13 protein-coding genes and 1 pseudogene are annotated in these 16,132 nt (G+C 67.2%); 1 reads left to right on the top strand and 13 read right to left on the bottom strand.

All coding sequences use genetic code 11. From position 1 onward, the window contains the following. Positions 1–205: 205 nt before the first annotated feature. Genes dapC through E3T23_RS08545 form a run of 3 tightly spaced genes read right to left on the bottom strand, consistent with a single transcriptional unit; the run spans position 206 to position 2,643 of the window. Positions 206–1,309 (bottom strand): succinyldiaminopimelate transaminase, encoded by a 1,104-nt coding sequence (gene dapC / locus E3T23_RS08555; RefSeq protein ID WP_277612462.1) that lies wholly within the window; start codon positions 1,307–1,309, stop codon positions 206–208. Between the two features lie 7 nt (positions 1,310–1,316). Next, positions 1,317–1,640, bottom strand: a complete 324-nt coding sequence (gene fdxA, locus E3T23_RS08550) for a ferredoxin (RefSeq protein ID WP_134369963.1) — start codon at positions 1,638–1,640, stop codon at positions 1,317–1,319. Between the two features lie 34 nt (positions 1,641–1,674). Continuing rightward, positions 1,675–2,643: a PIG-L deacetylase family protein gene (locus tag E3T23_RS08545; protein ID WP_134369962.1), complete on the bottom strand. Its 969-nt coding sequence runs from the start codon at positions 2,641–2,643 to the stop codon at positions 1,675–1,677. 141 nt (positions 2,644–2,784) lie between these two features. Between E3T23_RS08545 and E3T23_RS08540 the strand changes: the two are divergent. Beyond that, positions 2,785–2,880: pseudogene (locus tag E3T23_RS08540) on the top strand (high-affinity Fe2+/Pb2+ permease); the annotation flags it as partial. A gap of 115 nt (positions 2,881–2,995) precedes the next feature. Here E3T23_RS08540 and E3T23_RS08535 read toward each other — a convergent pair. From E3T23_RS08535 to E3T23_RS08490, 10 genes are all read right to left on the bottom strand, one after another. Beyond that, positions 2,996–3,430, bottom strand: coding sequence for a hypothetical protein (locus tag E3T23_RS08535; protein ID WP_166806255.1), 435 nt, complete (start codon positions 3,428–3,430; stop codon positions 2,996–2,998). 126 nt (positions 3,431–3,556) lie between these two features. After that, complete coding sequence (typA, locus tag E3T23_RS08530; RefSeq protein ID WP_134369960.1) at positions 3,557–5,467, bottom strand: translational GTPase TypA; 1,911 nt, start codon at positions 5,465–5,467, stop codon at positions 3,557–3,559. Positions 5,468–5,679: 212 nt separating this feature from the next. Beyond that, positions 5,680–7,365, bottom strand: coding sequence for an ABC transporter family substrate-binding protein (locus E3T23_RS08525; protein WP_134369959.1), 1,686 nt, complete (start codon positions 7,363–7,365; stop codon positions 5,680–5,682). A 55-nt stretch (positions 7,366–7,420) separates the two neighbouring features. After that, positions 7,421–9,577 carry an ABC transporter ATP-binding protein gene (locus E3T23_RS08520; protein WP_134369958.1) on the bottom strand — a complete coding sequence of 719 codons (2,157 nt, stop codon included), beginning with the start codon at positions 9,575–9,577 and terminating at the stop codon, positions 7,421–7,423. Continuing rightward, positions 9,570–10,520 carry an ABC transporter permease gene (locus E3T23_RS08515; protein WP_134369957.1) on the bottom strand — a complete coding sequence of 317 codons (951 nt, stop codon included), beginning with the start codon at positions 10,518–10,520 and terminating at the stop codon, positions 9,570–9,572. Before E3T23_RS08515 ends, E3T23_RS08520 begins: the two co-directional genes overlap by 8 nt. Position 10,521: 1 nt before the next feature. Continuing rightward, entirely contained in the window at positions 10,522–11,505 is a 984-nt protein-coding gene (locus E3T23_RS08510) for an ABC transporter permease (RefSeq protein ID WP_134369956.1), read from the bottom strand. A gap of 263 nt (positions 11,506–11,768) precedes the next feature. Next, positions 11,769–12,344 carry a PH domain-containing protein gene (locus tag E3T23_RS08505; protein WP_166806254.1) on the bottom strand — a complete coding sequence of 192 codons (576 nt, stop codon included), beginning with the start codon at positions 12,342–12,344 and terminating at the stop codon, positions 11,769–11,771. Positions 12,345–12,414: 70 nt separating this feature from the next. Beyond that, positions 12,415–14,163 carry a dipeptide ABC transporter ATP-binding protein gene (locus E3T23_RS08500; protein ID WP_134369954.1) on the bottom strand — a complete coding sequence of 583 codons (1,749 nt, stop codon included), beginning with the start codon at positions 14,161–14,163 and terminating at the stop codon, positions 12,415–12,417. Beyond that, complete coding sequence (locus E3T23_RS08495) at positions 14,160–15,107, bottom strand: ABC transporter permease (protein WP_134369953.1); 948 nt, start codon at positions 15,105–15,107, stop codon at positions 14,160–14,162. Before E3T23_RS08495 ends, E3T23_RS08500 begins: the two co-directional genes overlap by 4 nt. Then, complete coding sequence (locus E3T23_RS08490; RefSeq protein ID WP_134369952.1) at positions 15,097–16,026, bottom strand: ABC transporter permease; 930 nt, start codon at positions 16,024–16,026, stop codon at positions 15,097–15,099. Before E3T23_RS08490 ends, E3T23_RS08495 begins: the two co-directional genes overlap by 11 nt. Positions 16,027–16,132 lie beyond the last annotated feature (106 nt).

The raw sequence follows: 16,132 nt of genomic DNA, 5'->3' as shown, positions 1-16,132 counted from the left end.
GGCTCCCTGGGTCTGACTGAGTGTCACTGAAATCACTACCTAACCGTCTGGTGGCTGACCGTCTGTGGCGAATGGCCACAGCACACCGATGTGTCTGTAGACGTCAACGCGGGTACAGCCTAATGGCCGGAGCCGCCTACTGTTGCATCCGACAAGAATGGCCTCGCTTCGTTGGAGAGAGTTGACAACTCGAGAATATGGGGTACTAACCGGCGTACAACCGGCTCGCCGCCGCCGCAATCCGCTCGTCCGTGGCGGTGAGGGAGAAGCGCACGTGCTGCGGGTAGCCGTCGCCGTAGAACGGTCCGGGTCCGGCAAGGATGCCCCGGTCGGCGAGCCTGCCGATCGATTCCCAGGCGCCGCGCCCCTCGGTCGCCCAGAGGTAGAGCCCGGCCTCGCTGCGGGTGATGCGGAAGCCCGCCGCCACCAGCGCGGGCAGCAGCACGTCGCGGCGCGCCTGGTAGCGCCGCCGTTGCCCGGCCACGTGCTCGTCGTCGCCGAGCGCGGCCACCATGGCGGCCTGCAGCGGCGCGGGAAGCATGAGGCCGGCGTGCTTGCGCACGGTCAGCACTCGGGCGAGCAGGTCTGCGCAGCCGGCCGCGAACGCGCCGCGGTAGCCGGCCATGTTCGACTGCTTGCTCAGGGAGTACAGCGCGAGAACACCGTGCCGGTCCTGCCCGATCACGCGCGGGTCCAGGATGCTGGGGGTCGGCCGGGTGTCCCAGCCGTCGGTCCAGCCGAGCTCGGCGTAGCACTCGTCGGAGACGATCACCGCGCCGAGTTCCCGGGCGCGCGCGACGGCGGCCCGCAGCTCGGCGACCGACAGCACCCGGCCATCCGGGTTGCCCGGGCTGTTCAGCCAGACCAGCTTCGTCGTGTCGGGCCAGTCGGCGGGGTCGTCGGCGGCGAGGGCATCCGCTCCGGCCATGGCCGCGCCGATGCTGTAGGTCGGGTAGGCGGCGAGCGGGTGCACGATGGTGTCACCCTCGCCGAACCCGAGCATGAAGGGCAGCAAAGCCACCATTTCCTTCGACCCGATGGTCGGCAGCACGTTCTTCTCGGTGAGGCCGGTGACGCCGCGCCGGCGCTCGTACCAGTCGATGATCGCCCGCTGCAGCTCCGGGGTTCCCGCGGTCTGCGGGTAGGAGTGGGCGTCGGTGGCCTGGGCCAGCGCACGGCGGATGACCTCGGGTGTCGGGTCCACCGGCGACCCGATCGACAGGTCGACGATACCGCCGGCATGGGCACGGGCCCGCGCGGCGAAGGGGACCATCTGGTCCCACGGATAGTCGGGGAGCGGCTTCAGCACGTCTGGGTCAGATCGAGACCTGCGGGGGCAGCACGGAGATGATCGGGTGGTCCTTGTGGATCACACCGATCTTGGCGGCTCCGCCGGGCGAACCGATGTCGTCGAAGAACTCGACGTTGGCCTTGTAGTACTCGGCCCACTGCTCGGGCACGTCGTCTTCGTAGTAGATGGCCTCGACCGGGCACACCGGTTCGCAGGCGCCGCAGTCGACGCACTCATCCGGGTGGATGTAGAGCGAGCGGTCACCCTCATAGATGCAGTCGACCGGACATTCGTCCACGCAGGCGCGGTCCTTCACATCGACGCACGGCAGTGCAATGACGTATGTCACGGTGCGGGGCTCCCTTCACGAGCGAATATCCAGTCTATGCCGAACCCTGACGGGCCGGGATTCGCGGCCACGCCAGCACGATCGTGGCCACCAGGGTCGGGACGACGGTCCAGAGCAGACCCGGAATCCCTTCGGGGACCAGGACCGAGCCGCCGCTGCTGCGCAGCGACAGGACGAAAATGGTGCCGAGGAGACCGATCGCACAGATCAGGACGATCAGGCGGTCCCCCAGCACCAGTCGGAGTCCCGCCAGGAGCGCCGTGATGCCGGCGAGGGCCAGGATCAGGCCGACCGGGATCGTCACGGGTCCGAGCGAGAGGGTGGCCTGGTGCGCGATGGTGCCGACCACGCCGAATGCGGCCCCGGTCAGGAGGGCGAGGACCGCGGCCAGGCCACGGCTGAGCGGTCCGGGGGCCGTTTCCGTGGCGGGAGCGTGCGCCGGGGGCTGGCGCAGGAAGGTTTCGGTGCCGCCGATCGTGACCGGACGGTCGGCCGGGTCGCCGGGCTCGACGGCGACGACCGGCTCGACGGCGTGGTCGGTGATGCTCCACCGGCGCGGGTATGCGGCGATCGCGCGCAGCTTCTGGTCCACCTGGGCGCTCACGTCGATCGCGACCAGACGCTGGCCGACGGCATCCGTCACCCGGCGATGCAGGAAGACCGGCACGTTCAGGCTGTCGGCGGCCCCGGATGCCGCCCGACGCAGGGTCTCGTCGTCGGCGCCGATCACGACGGCGGTGGCCTGCACGTCGTCGAGCACGTCGGCGACGGCCTCGGCCAGTGACTGCGCGCCGGATGCCTCGGGCAGCAACCGCCAGTCGCGGACGTCGAGCGCCGCCATGGCCGCGCGCACGTCGGCCTCGTCCGCGGACTGCGCGGAGCCGAACACGACGACGACCTCGGCGTCGTCGGACCGCAGCCGGGAGATGGTTCCTCCGGTCAGGAGGGATTCCTGGCCGGGCCGGTCGTGCACGAAAACGACTCGTTCTGCACTGCCGGACATGACCATCGAGGAGCTCCACGGAGTTGGGACGGGCGGACACCCACGCATGAATGATAGCTGGACACGATCGTAGAACCGAAGCTGGAGTGACGTACCACGGGAAGCCCTGGCAAACTTCTTTCTCCCCGAACCAGACGCCCCGTGCTCGCAAGTTATCTGATCGGCCTGCGTGACGGCCTCGAAGCCGCCCTCATTGTGACCATCCTGGTGGCCGACGTCGTGAAGATCGGCCGCCGTGCCACGTCGGGTCGGCCCTGCTCGCCGTTCCCCAAGGCGTTGCTCGCGGCTCCTTCGTGGGAGCCGCCCTCTTCGCCTGATCCCCGGCGCCGGCAGGGGTGAGGTCGTGGGGCGGTCAGGCGGCCGGGGAAACCGTGTAGAGCACGCCCTCGGGGGTGCCGGCGACGACCACGGACCAGGTCTTGTTCGTCAGGGCGGCGACGCCGGTCTCGCCGACGTTCGCGGTGGCGCCGGTGTCGGCGGTGAAACCGGCGGCCTCGAGCTTCGCCGTGGCGTCGGCCAACGGGTCCGCGGCGCTGCTGGCGACGGTGACGACCCAGCCCCGGTCGCCGTCCGCCGGGTTCGCGGCCCCGAAGCCGATGTTTCCATCGATCAGGGGGATCTCCTCGGGCCAGCCCTCGGGCAGCTGCCCGCCGAGGCTGACGTCACCCCCGGTGGCCCCGTTCACGGCGCCGTCGACCGCGTTGCCGACGGTCTCACCGGTGCATCCGGTCAGAACGGTCAGTCCCGCAACGGCCAGGGTCACGGCCAGAACATGTACTCGGTTCAACTGCATCAGGATGCCCATTCGTCGGTTCGATCGCTTGGATCAGTCAGGTGATTAACGCGCGAAACCGCAGGGGCGTCGCCATGGAAAACCATAACCACACCCACTGCGGTTTCTCTCGGGAGCGTTTTAGTTCGCGTCCTGCTTCTTCAGACGCGAGACGTTGCGCTGGCGTGCCGAAGCGGCCAGCTCGACCTTGCGGATACGCACGATGGCCGGGGTGACCTCGACGCACTCGTCTTCGCGGGCGAACTCGAGGCACTGCTCGAGCGTGAGCTGCTTGGACGGGGTCATCGACTCGAACGTGTCGGAGGTGGACTGACGCATATTGGTCAGTTTCTTTTCCTTGGTGATGTTGACGTCCATGTCGTCGGCGCGCGAGTTCTCGCCGATGACCATGCCCTCGTAGACCTCTTCGGTCGGGTTGACGAAGAACGACATGCGCTCCTGCAGGGCGATGATCGCGAACGGCGTGACCACACCGGACCGGTCGGCGACGATCGAGCCGTTGGTGCGGGTGTTGATCGTGCCGGCCCAGGCCTCGTAGCCGTGGAAGATGGCGTTGGCGATACCGGTACCGCGGGTGTCCGTGAGGAACTCGGTGCGGAAACCGATCAGGCCGCGCGACGGAACGATGAATTCCATCCGGACCCAGCCGGTGCCGTGGTTCGCCATGTTCTCCATGCGACCCTTGCGGGCGGCGAGCAGCTGCGTGATCGCGCCGAGGTACTCTTCGGGCGAGTCGATGGTGAGGTGCTCGTACGGCTCGTGGATCTTGCCGTCGACACGCTTGACGACGACCTGCGGCTTGCCGACGGTGAGCTCGAAGCCCTCGCGGCGCATCTGCTCGACCAGGATGGCGAGGGCGAGTTCGCCTCGGCCCTGCACCTCCCAGGCATCCGGGCGTCCGATGTCGATGACACGGAGCGAGACGTTGCCGACGAGCTCCTTGTCGAGACGGTCCTTGACCATGCGGGCGGTCAGCTTGTGGCCCTTGACCTTGCCGATGAGCGGCGAGGTGTTGGTGCCGATGGTCATCGAGATGGCCGGGTCGTCGACCGTGATGGTCGGCAGCGCGCGCGGGTCCTCGGGGTCGGCGAGGGTCTCACCGATGGTGATGTCGGCGAATCCGGCGACGGCGACGATGTCGCCGGGGCCGGCGCTCTCGGTCGGGTAGCGGTCGAGCGCCTTGGTGATCATGAGCTCGGTGACGCGCACGTTCGCGATGGTGCCGTCGTGCTTGATCCAGGCGACCGTCTGGCCCTTCTTGATGGTGCCCTGGAAGATGCGCAGCAGCGCGAGGCGGCCGAGGAACGGCGAGGAGTCGAGGTTGGTGACCCAGGCCTGCAGCGGGTGCTCGTCGTCGTAGACCGGCGCCGGGATGTGCTGGAGGATGGCTTCGAAGAGCGGCTCGAGGTCGTCGTTGTCGGGCAGCTGGCCGTTCTCGGGACGGTTGAGGCTGGCGGAACCGTTACGGCCGGACGCGTAGACGACGGGCACGTTGAGCACCAGGTCGAGGTCGAGGTCGGGCACGTCGTCGGCCATGTCGCTGGCGAGACCGAGGAGCAGGTCCTGGCTTTCCTCGACGACCTCGTCGATGCGAGCATCGGGACGGTCGGTCTTGTTCACCAGGAGGATGACGGGCAGGTGGGCTTCGAGCGCCTTGCGCAGCACGAAGCGGGTCTGCGGCAGCGGGCCCTCGCTGGCGTCGACCAGAAGCACGACACCGTCGACCATGGACAGGCCGCGCTCGACCTCACCACCGAAGTCGGCGTGGCCGGGGGTGTCGATCACGTTGATGGTGATGGGGCCATCCGTGGCGTGGATGCCCTTGTAGGAGATCGCCGTGTTCTTGGCGAGGATGGTGATGCCCTTTTCGCGCTCGAGCTCGTTGGAGTCCATGGCGCGCTCTTCGGTGTGTGCGTGCTCAGCGAATGAGTTGGTCTGCTGGAGCATCGCATCAACCAGCGTGGTCTTGCCGTGGTCAACGTGGGCTACGATCGCGACATTTCGGAGGTTATTGCGCGTGGCAATCGCCATGAAGTAAATCCTTACGAAGAATGGATGCCGCAAAGTACCGCATGCGACGAAGAATGGATGTGTGTGGTCAAAGTCCGACCCAACGGATAATCCTACCGCACTCTCCACGTCCGGGGGCTGAGAGTCGCTCGGGTCGGCCCAGGGACACGGAAAACGGGGCGGGAACCGAAGTCCCCGTCCCGTCGTCCGTGCTGTGTTGCGGGTGTTGCCGGCTACTTCTTCCAGCCGACGATGGACCAGTCGACCGTTTCGAACTGGGTGGCCCCGTAGTTGACCAGACCCGACTTCACGGCGTACACGTTCGGCAGCGGCGCGATCGGGATGATCGGCACGTACGCGGCGAGCACCTTGTCGATTTTGTTCGCGATGACGATGCGCTTGTCGGCGTCGAGCTCCGTGTTGGCCTCGTCGTAGAGAGCGGAGAGCTTCTCGTCGGTGATGCCGGTGAAGTTCGACTCGGAGTCGACCGGGGAGAACAGCGCCTCGCTCGAGGAGATCGGCCACGGTGTGCCGACCCAGGAGAAGCTGGTCATCTCGAAGTCGCCCGGGATGATGTAGTCCGAGAAGTACTTCGCGGTGGGAACCTCGTTGAGTTCGACGGCGACGCCGACCTCCTTCAGGTCAGCCTGCACCTGCACGGCGCGCTGCTTGTTCGTGGGGGTGTCGGCCGGCACGGTGATGGACAGCTCGAGAGCCTTGCCGTCCTTCTCGCGCATTCCGTCGTCCCCGGCGCTGTAGCCGGCGTCGTCGAGGAGCTTCTCGGCCGCGGCCACGTCGTAGCCGATCGCGTCGCCCACGTTGTCTTCATAGCCCTTCTGGCCCGGCATGAAGATGTAGCTGCCCTGGGTGGTGGCGTCCACGCCGACCGGCGTGTTGGCCGACTCGGAGATGAGACCGCGGTTCACCGCGTGGCCGATGGCGCGCCGCAGTTCGACGTCCGCGAGCGGACCCTTCGAGCCGTTCATGGTGACGTGGGTCCAGGTGAGGCCGCCGGATGCCTGGATGTCGGCATCCGCGCGCTTCTCGGCGGTCTGGTAGGCGTCGGCGTTCGACGAGATGTAGAGCACGTCGGTTTCGGAGTTGCCGAATGACGTGGCTGCCGAGGCGCCGCTGATGACCTTGACGATGATGGTCTCGAGCTTGGCCGCCTCGCCCCACCACAGCGGGTTGCGGGTCAGGGTGGCGACCTGGCCGACGGTGTCGATGGTGGAGATGATGAACGGGCCGGAGGAGGGCATCGGCGTGGTGACGTAGCCGGTGTTGAACGCCTCAGGCGTGGACGTGACGACGGCGGGCAGCACGCTGGTGAAGATCGACGCCCAGTCGGCGTTGATCGAGTCGAAGGTCACCGTGAAGTCGAAGTCGGTCCCGGTGGACTCGATCGCGCTGATCTGGTCGAAGATGGCCGTGGAGGCCGGGGAATACGCCTCGTTGCTGCCGTTCATGGCCGTCCAGGTGGACACGTAGTCCTTGTACGTGATCGGGGTGCCGTCTTCCCAGACCGCGGCCGGGTTGAGCTTGACCTCGATGACCTGAGGGTCCTCGCTGATGACCTCGACGCTGGTGGCGTAGTTCGGGTCGACCGTGGTGGTGCCGTCGGCCGCGACCCGGATCGGGCCGCCGGTGGTCGGCGCCACGGTGTTGACCGTGTCCGACTCGTTGCCGTCGACCTGGTAGGTGTTCCAGTTCGCGGGCAGGGAATCGATGGACAGGTTGAGCGTCCCGCCACCCTGCACGTCGGCGGCTGCGGCGGTCTCCCACGCCGTGGTGGGAAGGACCTTGCTTTCGCTCGCTGCAGGCGAGTCCTCCGCGGTGTTGCCGGGAGCGCATGCCGTGAGCAACAGGGCGGACGCACTCAGCACGGCGAGTGCTGCGAAAACAGTACTTTTCCGTTTCATGTGTGATTCTCCTTTTCTTGGTGGGAACTATTCCCGGTGAGGGAGGTTGTGGGGGCTAGACGCCCGCGGTGAGGAGAGCGCTGTGCTCCACGTGGTGGCAGGCCGTCTCCACGGTGCCGACCCGGGACAGCAGCGGGTCGATGCTCTCGCAGAGCGCCCTCTTCTGCGGCGGGAGCAGGGCGTAGAGCGGGCAGCGGCTGCGGAAGTTGCAGCCGTCGATCTGCTCCGTCGGGCTGGGCAGGTCGCCCTCCAGTAGCACCCGTTTGCGGCTGCGCTCGATCACGGGGTCCGGGATCGGAGCCGCCGAGATCAGCGCCTGGGTATACGGATGCCGGGGGTTCGCGAAGACCTCGGCCACCGGCCCGTACTCGACGATCCGGCCCAGGTACATCACGGCGACGGTGTCGGCGATCTGACGCACGATGGCCAGGTCGTGCGCCACGAACAGGTAGGAGAGGTTCAGCTGCTCCTTGAGGTCCTCGAGCAGGTTGATCACGCCGGCCTGGATGGACACGTCAAGGGCGGACACCGGTTCGTCGAGCACCACGAGCCGCGGGTTCGTGGCGAGGGCGCGGGCGATCCCGACCCGCTGCCGCTGCCCGCCGGAGAACTCGTGCGGGTAGCGGTCGGCCATCTGAGGGTCGAGCCCGACCAGGTCGAGCAGCTCGGCCACCCGGGCGCGCCGGGCCGCGGGTTTCACGCCGTGAACGGTGAGCGGCTCGGCGATGATGTCGCCGATCGGCATCCGGGGGTCGAGGGCGGCCATCGGGTCCTGGAAGACGATCTGCACGTCCTTCCGCAACCGGAGCAGGTCGGCACGACCCAGCGTGGCGACATCCTGGCCGTCGATCAGAATCTGACCGGCCTGCGGCTTCGTCATCTCCAGGATCTCGAGGATGGTCGTCGATTTGCCGCAGCCTGACTCGCCGACCAGCCCCAGGGTCTGTCCGGGCTGGATCGTGAAGGACACCCCGTCCACGGCCCGCACGGTGCCGATCTGGCGGGAGAACACCCCGCCCTTGGTGAGGGGGAAGTGGCGCACCAGACCGGTGACGGTCAGGACCGGGTGGGCGTGCCGGTCCCTGTCGCGGTGCTCCACGGCCAGCGGTTCCGGCCGGGGGAAGACGTCGGGGCGGGTGAGAGCCCCGGACGCGATCTCGGCCGCGCGGTGGCAGGCGGCGACGTGGGCGGTCTCACCGAGGCCGGCCACGGGCGTGCCCGGTGCGGCCGGGGCATGGTTCAGGAGCACCGGTTCCGTGTCGAGGCAGGCGGCGACGGCAATCGGGCACCGGGCCGCGAACGGGCAGCCGCGAGGCAGCGCCGTGAGCGACGGCGGACGGCCCTCGAGCGGGACCAGCCGCTGCGTGCCGGCCGTCTGCATGTTGGGTACCGAGCGGAGCAGACCGATCGTGTAGGGCATGTGCGGGGAAGCGAAGACCTCGTCGGTCGTGCCGTTCTCCACGAGCTTGCCCGCGTACATCACGGCGATGCGGTCGGCATGGCCGGCCACCACCCCCAGGTCGTGGGTGATCAGCACGACGGCGGCGCCGGTCAGGGACTTGGCCTTCTCGAGCACTTCGAGGATCTGAGCCTGGATGGTGACGTCCAGGGCCGTCGTCGGCTCGTCCGCGATGATCAGGAGCGGGTCGTTGGCAATGGCCATGGCGATCATGGCGCGCTGGCGCATGCCGCCGGAGAACTCGTGCGGGAAGGCCCGGGCCCGACGTTCCGGGGCCGGAATGCCCACGATCTGGAGCAGCTCGATCGCCCGGGCCGAGGCCGCGCGCTTGCTCAGCGCGGAATCGTGCAGCAGCAGCGCCTCGGCGATCTGGTCCCCCACGGTGTACACCGGCGTCAACGCCGACAGCGGATCCTGGAAGATCATCGAGATCTCCTGGCCACGGATGCGGGAGAGCTGCCGGTCGTTCAGGTCGAGCAGCGACCGGCCGCCGAACGTGATGCTGCCGGTGACCTGCGCCGAGCTGGGGAGCAGCCCCATCAACGCCAGCGAGGAGACGGATTTGCCCGAGCCGGACTCCCCCACGATGCCGAGGAACTCGCCCCGGTGCACCTGGTAGCTGATGCCGCGCACCGCCTGGACCGACGGGCCGCCGCGCTGAGGGAACGTGACCGACAGGTCCGTGACCGCCAGCAGCGGCGCATCCGTGCGGGGCGTGCCGGCCGGGATCTCGTTCGTCAGAAGCTTAGTCACGGTTGACTCCCGAGGTTGGGTCGACGGCGTCGCGCAGGGCGTCACCGATGAGGCTGACGGCGAACAGGGTCAGGATGAGCACGCCGGCCGGAAAGACGAACATCCACGGGCGGGTCACGGCAGCGCTGGTTCCCTCGGCCAGCAGCGTGCCCAGGGACACATCGGGAGCCCGGATACCGAAGCCGAAGTAGCTGAGGCTGGTTTCGGCCAGGATCGCGGCCACCACGCCGAGCGTCGCGTCGATGATCAGCAGCGACGCCACGTTCGGGATGATGTGACGGCCGAGGATCCGGTGCATGGGCACACCCATGTACCGGGACGCCTTGACGAAGTCGCGGTCACGCAGCGACCTGGTCTGGGATCGCACCACCTGCGCCATGATCATCCAGCTGAAGCCGGCGATGAAGACGGTGAGGAACACCCAGGAGAGTCCCTTGAACAGCGGGCTCAGGATCACGAGCAGGATGAAAGACGGCAGCACCAGGAGCAGGTTGATGCACCAGACCAGCACACGGTCGACCGCCCCGCCCAGGTAACCGGCGACGGAGCCGACGACGGCGGCGATCATGGTGCCAAGGGGCCCGGCGATGAGCCCGATGACCAGGGATTTCTGCAACCCGACCAGCGTCTGGGCGTACAGGTCCTGGCCGATGCCGTTGGTGCCGAACCAGTGCAGCTGGGTGGGCCCGAGGCCCATGTTCAGCGGGTCGCGCTCGATGGCGTCGAACGGGTAGAGCACGGGTCCGAGCAGCGCCCAGGCGAGGATGACCGCGATCGCGATCGCCCCCACCCAGAAGCGGGAGGTCTGAGTGAGCCGGCGCCAGATCAGGCGGCCGCGGGAGCGTGGCCGGTCCGGCCGGGCCAACGGCGCGTTGGGCGAACCCGGCAGCAGCGGAACGAGCGGTGTGCCCAGTTCCGCATTGGTTTCTTCGACCAGGGACATCTCAGTTCCTCACTCTCGGGTCGAGCGCGGCGTAGAGCACTTCGGAGAGCGTCGACGAGAACAGGATCAGGATCGCCACGAACAACGTCGTGCCGGCGACCGCGTTGATGTCGTTCTGGCTGATCGCATTGAGGGCGAACTCCCCCATGCCGTGGAACGAGAAGACGATCTCCAGCATGATCGACCCCGAAACGAGAGTGCCGAAGCTGTAGGCGAAGAACGTGGACATGGGGATCAGCGCGACGCGCACACCGTGACGCACGAGGGCCGAATTGCGCGACCGCCCCTTGGCCCTGGCGGTTCTGATGAAGTCGGCCGAGAGCACGTCGAGCATGACGCTGCGCTGGTAGCGCGAGTAGCCGGCCGCCCCGATCAACACCAGCGCGATGGTCGGCAGAAGCAGGTGGATGCCGCGGTCGAGCGCGAGCTCCCCCCAGGAGCCGGTGAGCCCGGCCGAGTATTCCCCGGTGAAGGTGATCAGTTGCATGCCCGCCGCGCCGTTCAGCGCCGTCGCGCCGATCATCAGCAGCACACCGATGACGAAGGTGGGAGTGGCGAAGATCAGATAGGAACCGTAGGTGACGACCTGGTCGCTCAGCTTGTACTGCCGCACGGCACCCCAGACCCCGAGCGTCACTCCGACGATGGCCCCGATCAGCGAGCCGATCAGGAGCAGCCGCAGGCTGACCCCGGCGCGGGAGATGATCTGGTCACCGATCGAGACGCCGTTGACCCCGGTGCCCAGCGAGCCGTGCACGACGATGTTGACGAGCCAGTCCCAGAGCCGCTGCAACACGGGCACATCGGGGTTGACGCCGAGACCGTTCAGGATGTTCTCGATCGTCTGCTGCGACGGCTGCGGGTTGCGGCCGTAGTACTTGGCCGCCGGGTCGAGCGCGAGGCTGGACACGATGTAGGCCAGGCAGGTCGCGATCATCGACAGGAAGAAGTAGTTGACGAAACGCCGGAAGATGTAGAAGACCATGGGGGCGCGGATCAGACCAGGGCGCCGGGAACGACGGCCGACAGCGTGCAACGATTACAAACCATGAAAACTCCCCCGTCGCTCCCCGCGCCGGGATACCGGCGGAAGGAACTGTTCTCGTGTGCTTAACGGGAGAGCCTATGCCTGCGTGAAGCGACTCTGCCCCAGTTACCAGTTTGGGGGCACGGTTAGACAGAAGTTGTAACAGTTTCGAAACTTTAAGGGCAGATTGCGCGGGAAAACCCGCCCCGATTAAGCAAGGCTCAGGCGAACGCCGACCAGACCAGCTGACCGGAGACCCCGAGAACGAGAACGGCCCCGACCAGGAGCGGCCGTCGATGCCATCGACGCACAGATCGTTCCCCGGCGCGCGGCGGAACCTCGTGCCGATCCCAGAAGCCGCGAATGGCCCGGTGCGCCGGCGACCCGCCGATCCGGCCGCTGGACTCCCGCACCTGCCCGGCCGACCGGGTGGTCCCCACTCCGGACCGGGAGGAGGACGGCGCACCCCAGCACACGAACCGCTCACCCGATCGCGTCACCACGGTGACCTGGTGCCGCAGCACGATGTCGTCCACCTCGCCCCAGGGCACGGTGGTCGTGCGCATGACGTTGACGATGGTCAGCCCGCGGTCGTGCAGGCGCAGGCAGGGCCTGGCGAAAACCAGCCAGGCACCCCAGACAACGAAGGCCACCGCGGGCACGGACGCCAATGCGGTGTCCCAGCGCCCGCGGAGGACCGCGTCGGCCACCAGCGCCGTGCACAGCAGGACCGTAGCGGCGAAGACGGCCAGGGAGGCGGGTGATCGGATGGCCGTCTCGCCCGGGACCAGCCTCACAGGATCCTGCCGAGGAACGCCCGCCGGGGCGTCCGGCGACCGGGGAGAACCCCCGGCCGCCGGAACCCGATCAGCGGCCAAACTGGAAGTTGCCGCCGGGGATGGCCGCGAGCAGCTCCTGGGTGTAGGACTCGCGAGGACTGTCGAAGACCTCGTCCGTGGACGCGGTCTCGACGATCCTGCCCTTCTGCATGACGCAGACGTTGTCGGCGACGAGGCGCACGACGGCGAGGTCGTGCGTGATGAACAGGTAGGTCAGTCCGAGTTCCGTCTGCAGCTCGGTGAGCAGGTTCAGGATCTGTCCCTGCACGAGCACGTCGAGGGCGGAAACCGCCTCGTCGAGTACAAGCACGTCCGGCTTCAGTGCCAGGGCGCGCGCCACGGCGATGCGCTGGCGCTGCCCGCCGGATAGTTCGCTCGGGTATCGGTACCGGGTGGCCCAGGGCAGGGAGACCTGGTCGAGCAACTCGCGCACCCGGGCCTGCCGCTCCGCGGAGGTGCCGATCTTATGAGCCAGCAAGGGCTCAGCGATCGTGTTGCCCACGTTGTACTGCGGGTCCAGCGAACCGTACGGGTCCTGGAAGACCGGCTGCACGCGCCGCCGGAACTTGAGCAGCGCCGCACCCTTGAGCCCGGCGACATCCTGTCCGTCGAATTCGATCTGTCCGCTGGTGATGCTCTCCAACTGCAGGAGGAGCTTGGCCACGGTGGACTTGCCCGAACCGGATTCGCCGACGAGCGCCGTGGTGGTGCCCTTCTTGATGGCGAAGGAGACGTCATTGACGGCCAGCAGTTCGGTGTACTTCAGACCCTTGGTGCGGATTCGGTACATCTTGGAGATGTTCTGCACCTTGATGAGGTCTGCCGTCTCGGCGGCCTGCTCGCGCTCGGCCGCACGGGCCACGAGGGTCGTGTCGAGCGATCCGCCGGAGAAGATTTCCACGTCATCCGCGGCGTCGCTCTTGGCCGACTGGATGCGCCGTGAGGCGAGGCTCGGAGCCGCGGCCACGAGGCGCTGGGTGTAGGGATGCTGCGGGTTGGCGAGGATCTCCAGCGACGGCCCGGATTCGACCACCTTGCCCTTGTACATCACGACTAGCTGCTCGGCCCGCTCGGCCGCGAGGCCCAGGTCGTGGGTGATGAACAGCACCGACGTGCCGTAGTCGCGGGTGAGCGTGCCGAGGTGGTCGAGGATCTGCCGCTGCACCGTGACGTCGAGCGCCGAGGTGGGCTCGTCGGCGATGAGGAGCTTCGGCCGGGCGGAGAGGCCGATGCCGATGAGCACGCGCTGGCGCATGCCGCCGGAGAACTGGTGCGGGAACTGCTTGAGGCGGTCTTCCGCGTCGCTCAGGCCGGCCTCCTGCAACACCTGGATCGTGCGCTGGTGCGCGGCCTTACCCTGGGCCACGTTGTTGGCCTTGATGGCCTCCTCGACCTGGAAACCGATGTTCCAAACGGGGTTCAGGTTGCTCATCGGGTCCTGCGGCACGTAGCCGATCAGGCGACCGCGCACATCCTGCATCTGCTTGTCCGACAGCCCGGCCAGGTCGCGGCCCTCGAACAGGATCTGACCGCCCGTGATCTTGCCGGTCCCGGCGAGGAGTTTGATGATGGCCTGCGCGGTCGTGGTCTTGCCCGAGCCGGACTCCCCCACGATCGCCAGCGTCTGGCCGGCGTAAAGGGTGAGGCTGACCCCGCGGACGGCGGGGACGAGGCCGTGCTGGGTCTGGAACCCGACCTCGAGGTCGCGGATCTGCAGCAGAGGCTCTTTGGAGAGGTCGGCGCTGTCGTTGACGGGTTCGATGATGGTCTGGCTCATCGGCGGGCCCTCGCTTCGGGGTCGAGGGCGTCGCGCACGACGTCGCCCAGCATAAGGAACGCGAGAACGGTCACGGACAGTGCCGCCGCGGGGTACAGCAGCACCTGCGGGTTGGTGCGGAGCGAACTCTTCGCGGCGTCGATGTCGTTACCCCAGGACATGATGCCCGGCGGGAGGCCGATGCCGAGGAATGACAGGGTGGCCTCGGCCACAATGAACGTGCCCAGTGAGACGGTGGCGATCACGATCACGGGGGCGATCGAGTTCGGCACGACGTGGCGCAGCAGAATACGGAACTTGCTGACGCCCAGTGCGACGGATGCCGTCACATAGTCCGAGTTGCGGGCGGAGAGCACGGCGCCGCGCATGATTCTCGCGATCTGCGGCCACGCGAAGAGCGACAGCACCAGTGCGATGGTGATCGGGGTGCGTTCCGGCAGGACCGACATGAGCACGATGGCGCCCAGCACGGTGGGGACGGCGAAGAAGATGTCCCCGATGCGGGAGACGATCGAGTCGAGCAGGCCGCCGTAGTAACCCGCGAGAGAGCCGACGATGATGCCCGTGAAGGTGACCAGGATCGTGGCGAGGAGGCCGACGGTGACCGAGGCCTGCGTGCCGAAGATGATCCGGGCGTAGATGTCGCAGCCCTGGCGGGTGTAGCCGAGCGGATGTCCGTCTTCCGGACCAGCGTGGCTGTCGCCGAGGTCGCACTGGGTGGGCGAGACCTGGGCGAACAGGCTCGGGAACAGGGCGACGATGACGATCAGGAGGATCAGGGCCGACGAGATCCAGAAGGAGGGACGCACGCGCATGGCGTCCCAGGCATCCGCCCAGGTGCTGCGGGCCTTCTGCGATTCATCGAGTCGGTCGACGGTTTCGACCGGGGTTTCTTCCAGCGCCGCGACGTAGTGCGTCTGCGCGTTCGGGTTCTTATTTGGCATAGCGAATCCTCGGGTCCAGAGCTGCATAGAGGAGGTCGACGAGCAGGTTGGCCAGCACGAAGATCACGACCATCACCGCGATGAACGACACCACGGTAGGTCCTTCGCCGAGCTTGATCGCCTTGTAGACGGTGCCGCCGACGCCGTTGATGTTGAAGATGCCCTCGGTGACGATGGCACCGACCATAAGCGAGCCGAGGTCGACGCCGAGGAAGGTCACGACGGGGACCAGAGAGTTGCGCAGCACGTGGACACCCACGACGCGGCGGCGGGACAGGCCCTTCGCGGTGGCGGTGCGCACGAAGTCCGCGTTGAGGTTGTCGGAGACACTGGCCCGGGTGAGCCGCACGATGTAGGCGAATGAGACCGAGGCCAGCACGAGCGCCGGCAGCAGCAGTTCATTGAGGGGAGCTTCGCTGCTCACCGTCGTGCGCGCCCAGCCGAGCTGCACCGCGAAGACGTACTGCAGCACGAAACCGATCACGAACGTGGGAACGCTGATCAGGAGGAGGCTGACCACGAGGGCGCTGGTGTCGAAGAGCTTGCCCTTGCGGAGACCGGCGATGAGGCCGACGAGGATGCCGAAGAACGCTTCGATGGCCAGAGCGAGCAGGGCCAGGCGGGCGGTGATCGGGAAGGCCTTCGCCATCACGTCACTGACCGGGCGGCCGGAGTACGTGGTGCCGAGGTCACCCTGGAAGAAGTTGCCGATATAGATGAAGTACTGCACGATGAACGGCTTGTCCAGGTTGTACTGGGCGCGGATCTGATCGATCACGCCCGGAGCGGGGGGACGGTCGCCGTACAGTGCCGCGATCGGGTCTCCAGGAAGGGAGAACACCATGAAATAGATCAGGAGCGTTGCACCGAAAAACACCGGGATCATCTGAAGCAGCCGTTTGCCGGTATACCAGATCATCAGGTCCCCAAACCGGAACGTATGTACATGAGATTCACAATCACTGGTTGAGTCTAGTCAGTGTGGGGTCCGGGGCTGAACGCCCCGAACCCCACACTTGTCATTC

Origin of the sequence: Cryobacterium cheniae (assembly GCF_004403395.1) — a bacterium.
Lineage (GTDB): Bacteria > Actinomycetota > Actinomycetes > Actinomycetales > Microbacteriaceae > Cryobacterium > Cryobacterium cheniae.
Note: the sequence above shows the minus strand (reverse complement) of the source record. Positions and strands in the feature narration are given on the sequence as shown.

What these genes read in the sequence shown, in the direction of transcription:
- E3T23_RS08545 (WP_134369962.1), bottom strand. Translation starts at nt 2,643, where the DNA reads ATGTCCGGCAGTGCAGAACGAGTCGTTTTCGTGCACGACCGGCCCGGC.
- E3T23_RS08510 (WP_134369956.1), bottom strand. Translation starts at nt 11,505, where the DNA reads ATGGTCTTCTACATCTTCCGGCGTTTCGTCAACTACTTCTTCCTGTCG.
- E3T23_RS08515 (WP_134369957.1), bottom strand. Translation starts at nt 10,520, where the DNA reads ATGTCCCTGGTCGAAGAAACCAATGCGGAACTGGGCACACCGCTCGTT.
- typA (WP_134369960.1), bottom strand. Translation starts at nt 5,467, where the DNA reads ATGGCGATTGCCACGCGCAATAACCTCCGAAATGTCGCGATCGTAGCC.
- E3T23_RS08500 (WP_134369954.1), bottom strand. Translation starts at nt 14,163, where the DNA reads ATGAGCCAGACCATCATCGAACCCGTCAACGACAGCGCCGACCTCTCC.
- E3T23_RS08490 (WP_134369952.1), bottom strand. Translation starts at nt 16,026, where the DNA reads ATGATCTGGTATACCGGCAAACGGCTGCTTCAGATGATCCCGGTGTTT.
- E3T23_RS08525 (WP_134369959.1), bottom strand. Translation starts at nt 7,365, where the DNA reads ATGAAACGGAAAAGTACTGTTTTCGCAGCACTCGCCGTGCTGAGTGCG.
- E3T23_RS08495 (WP_134369953.1), bottom strand. Translation starts at nt 15,107, where the DNA reads ATGCCAAATAAGAACCCGAACGCGCAGACGCACTACGTCGCGGCGCTG.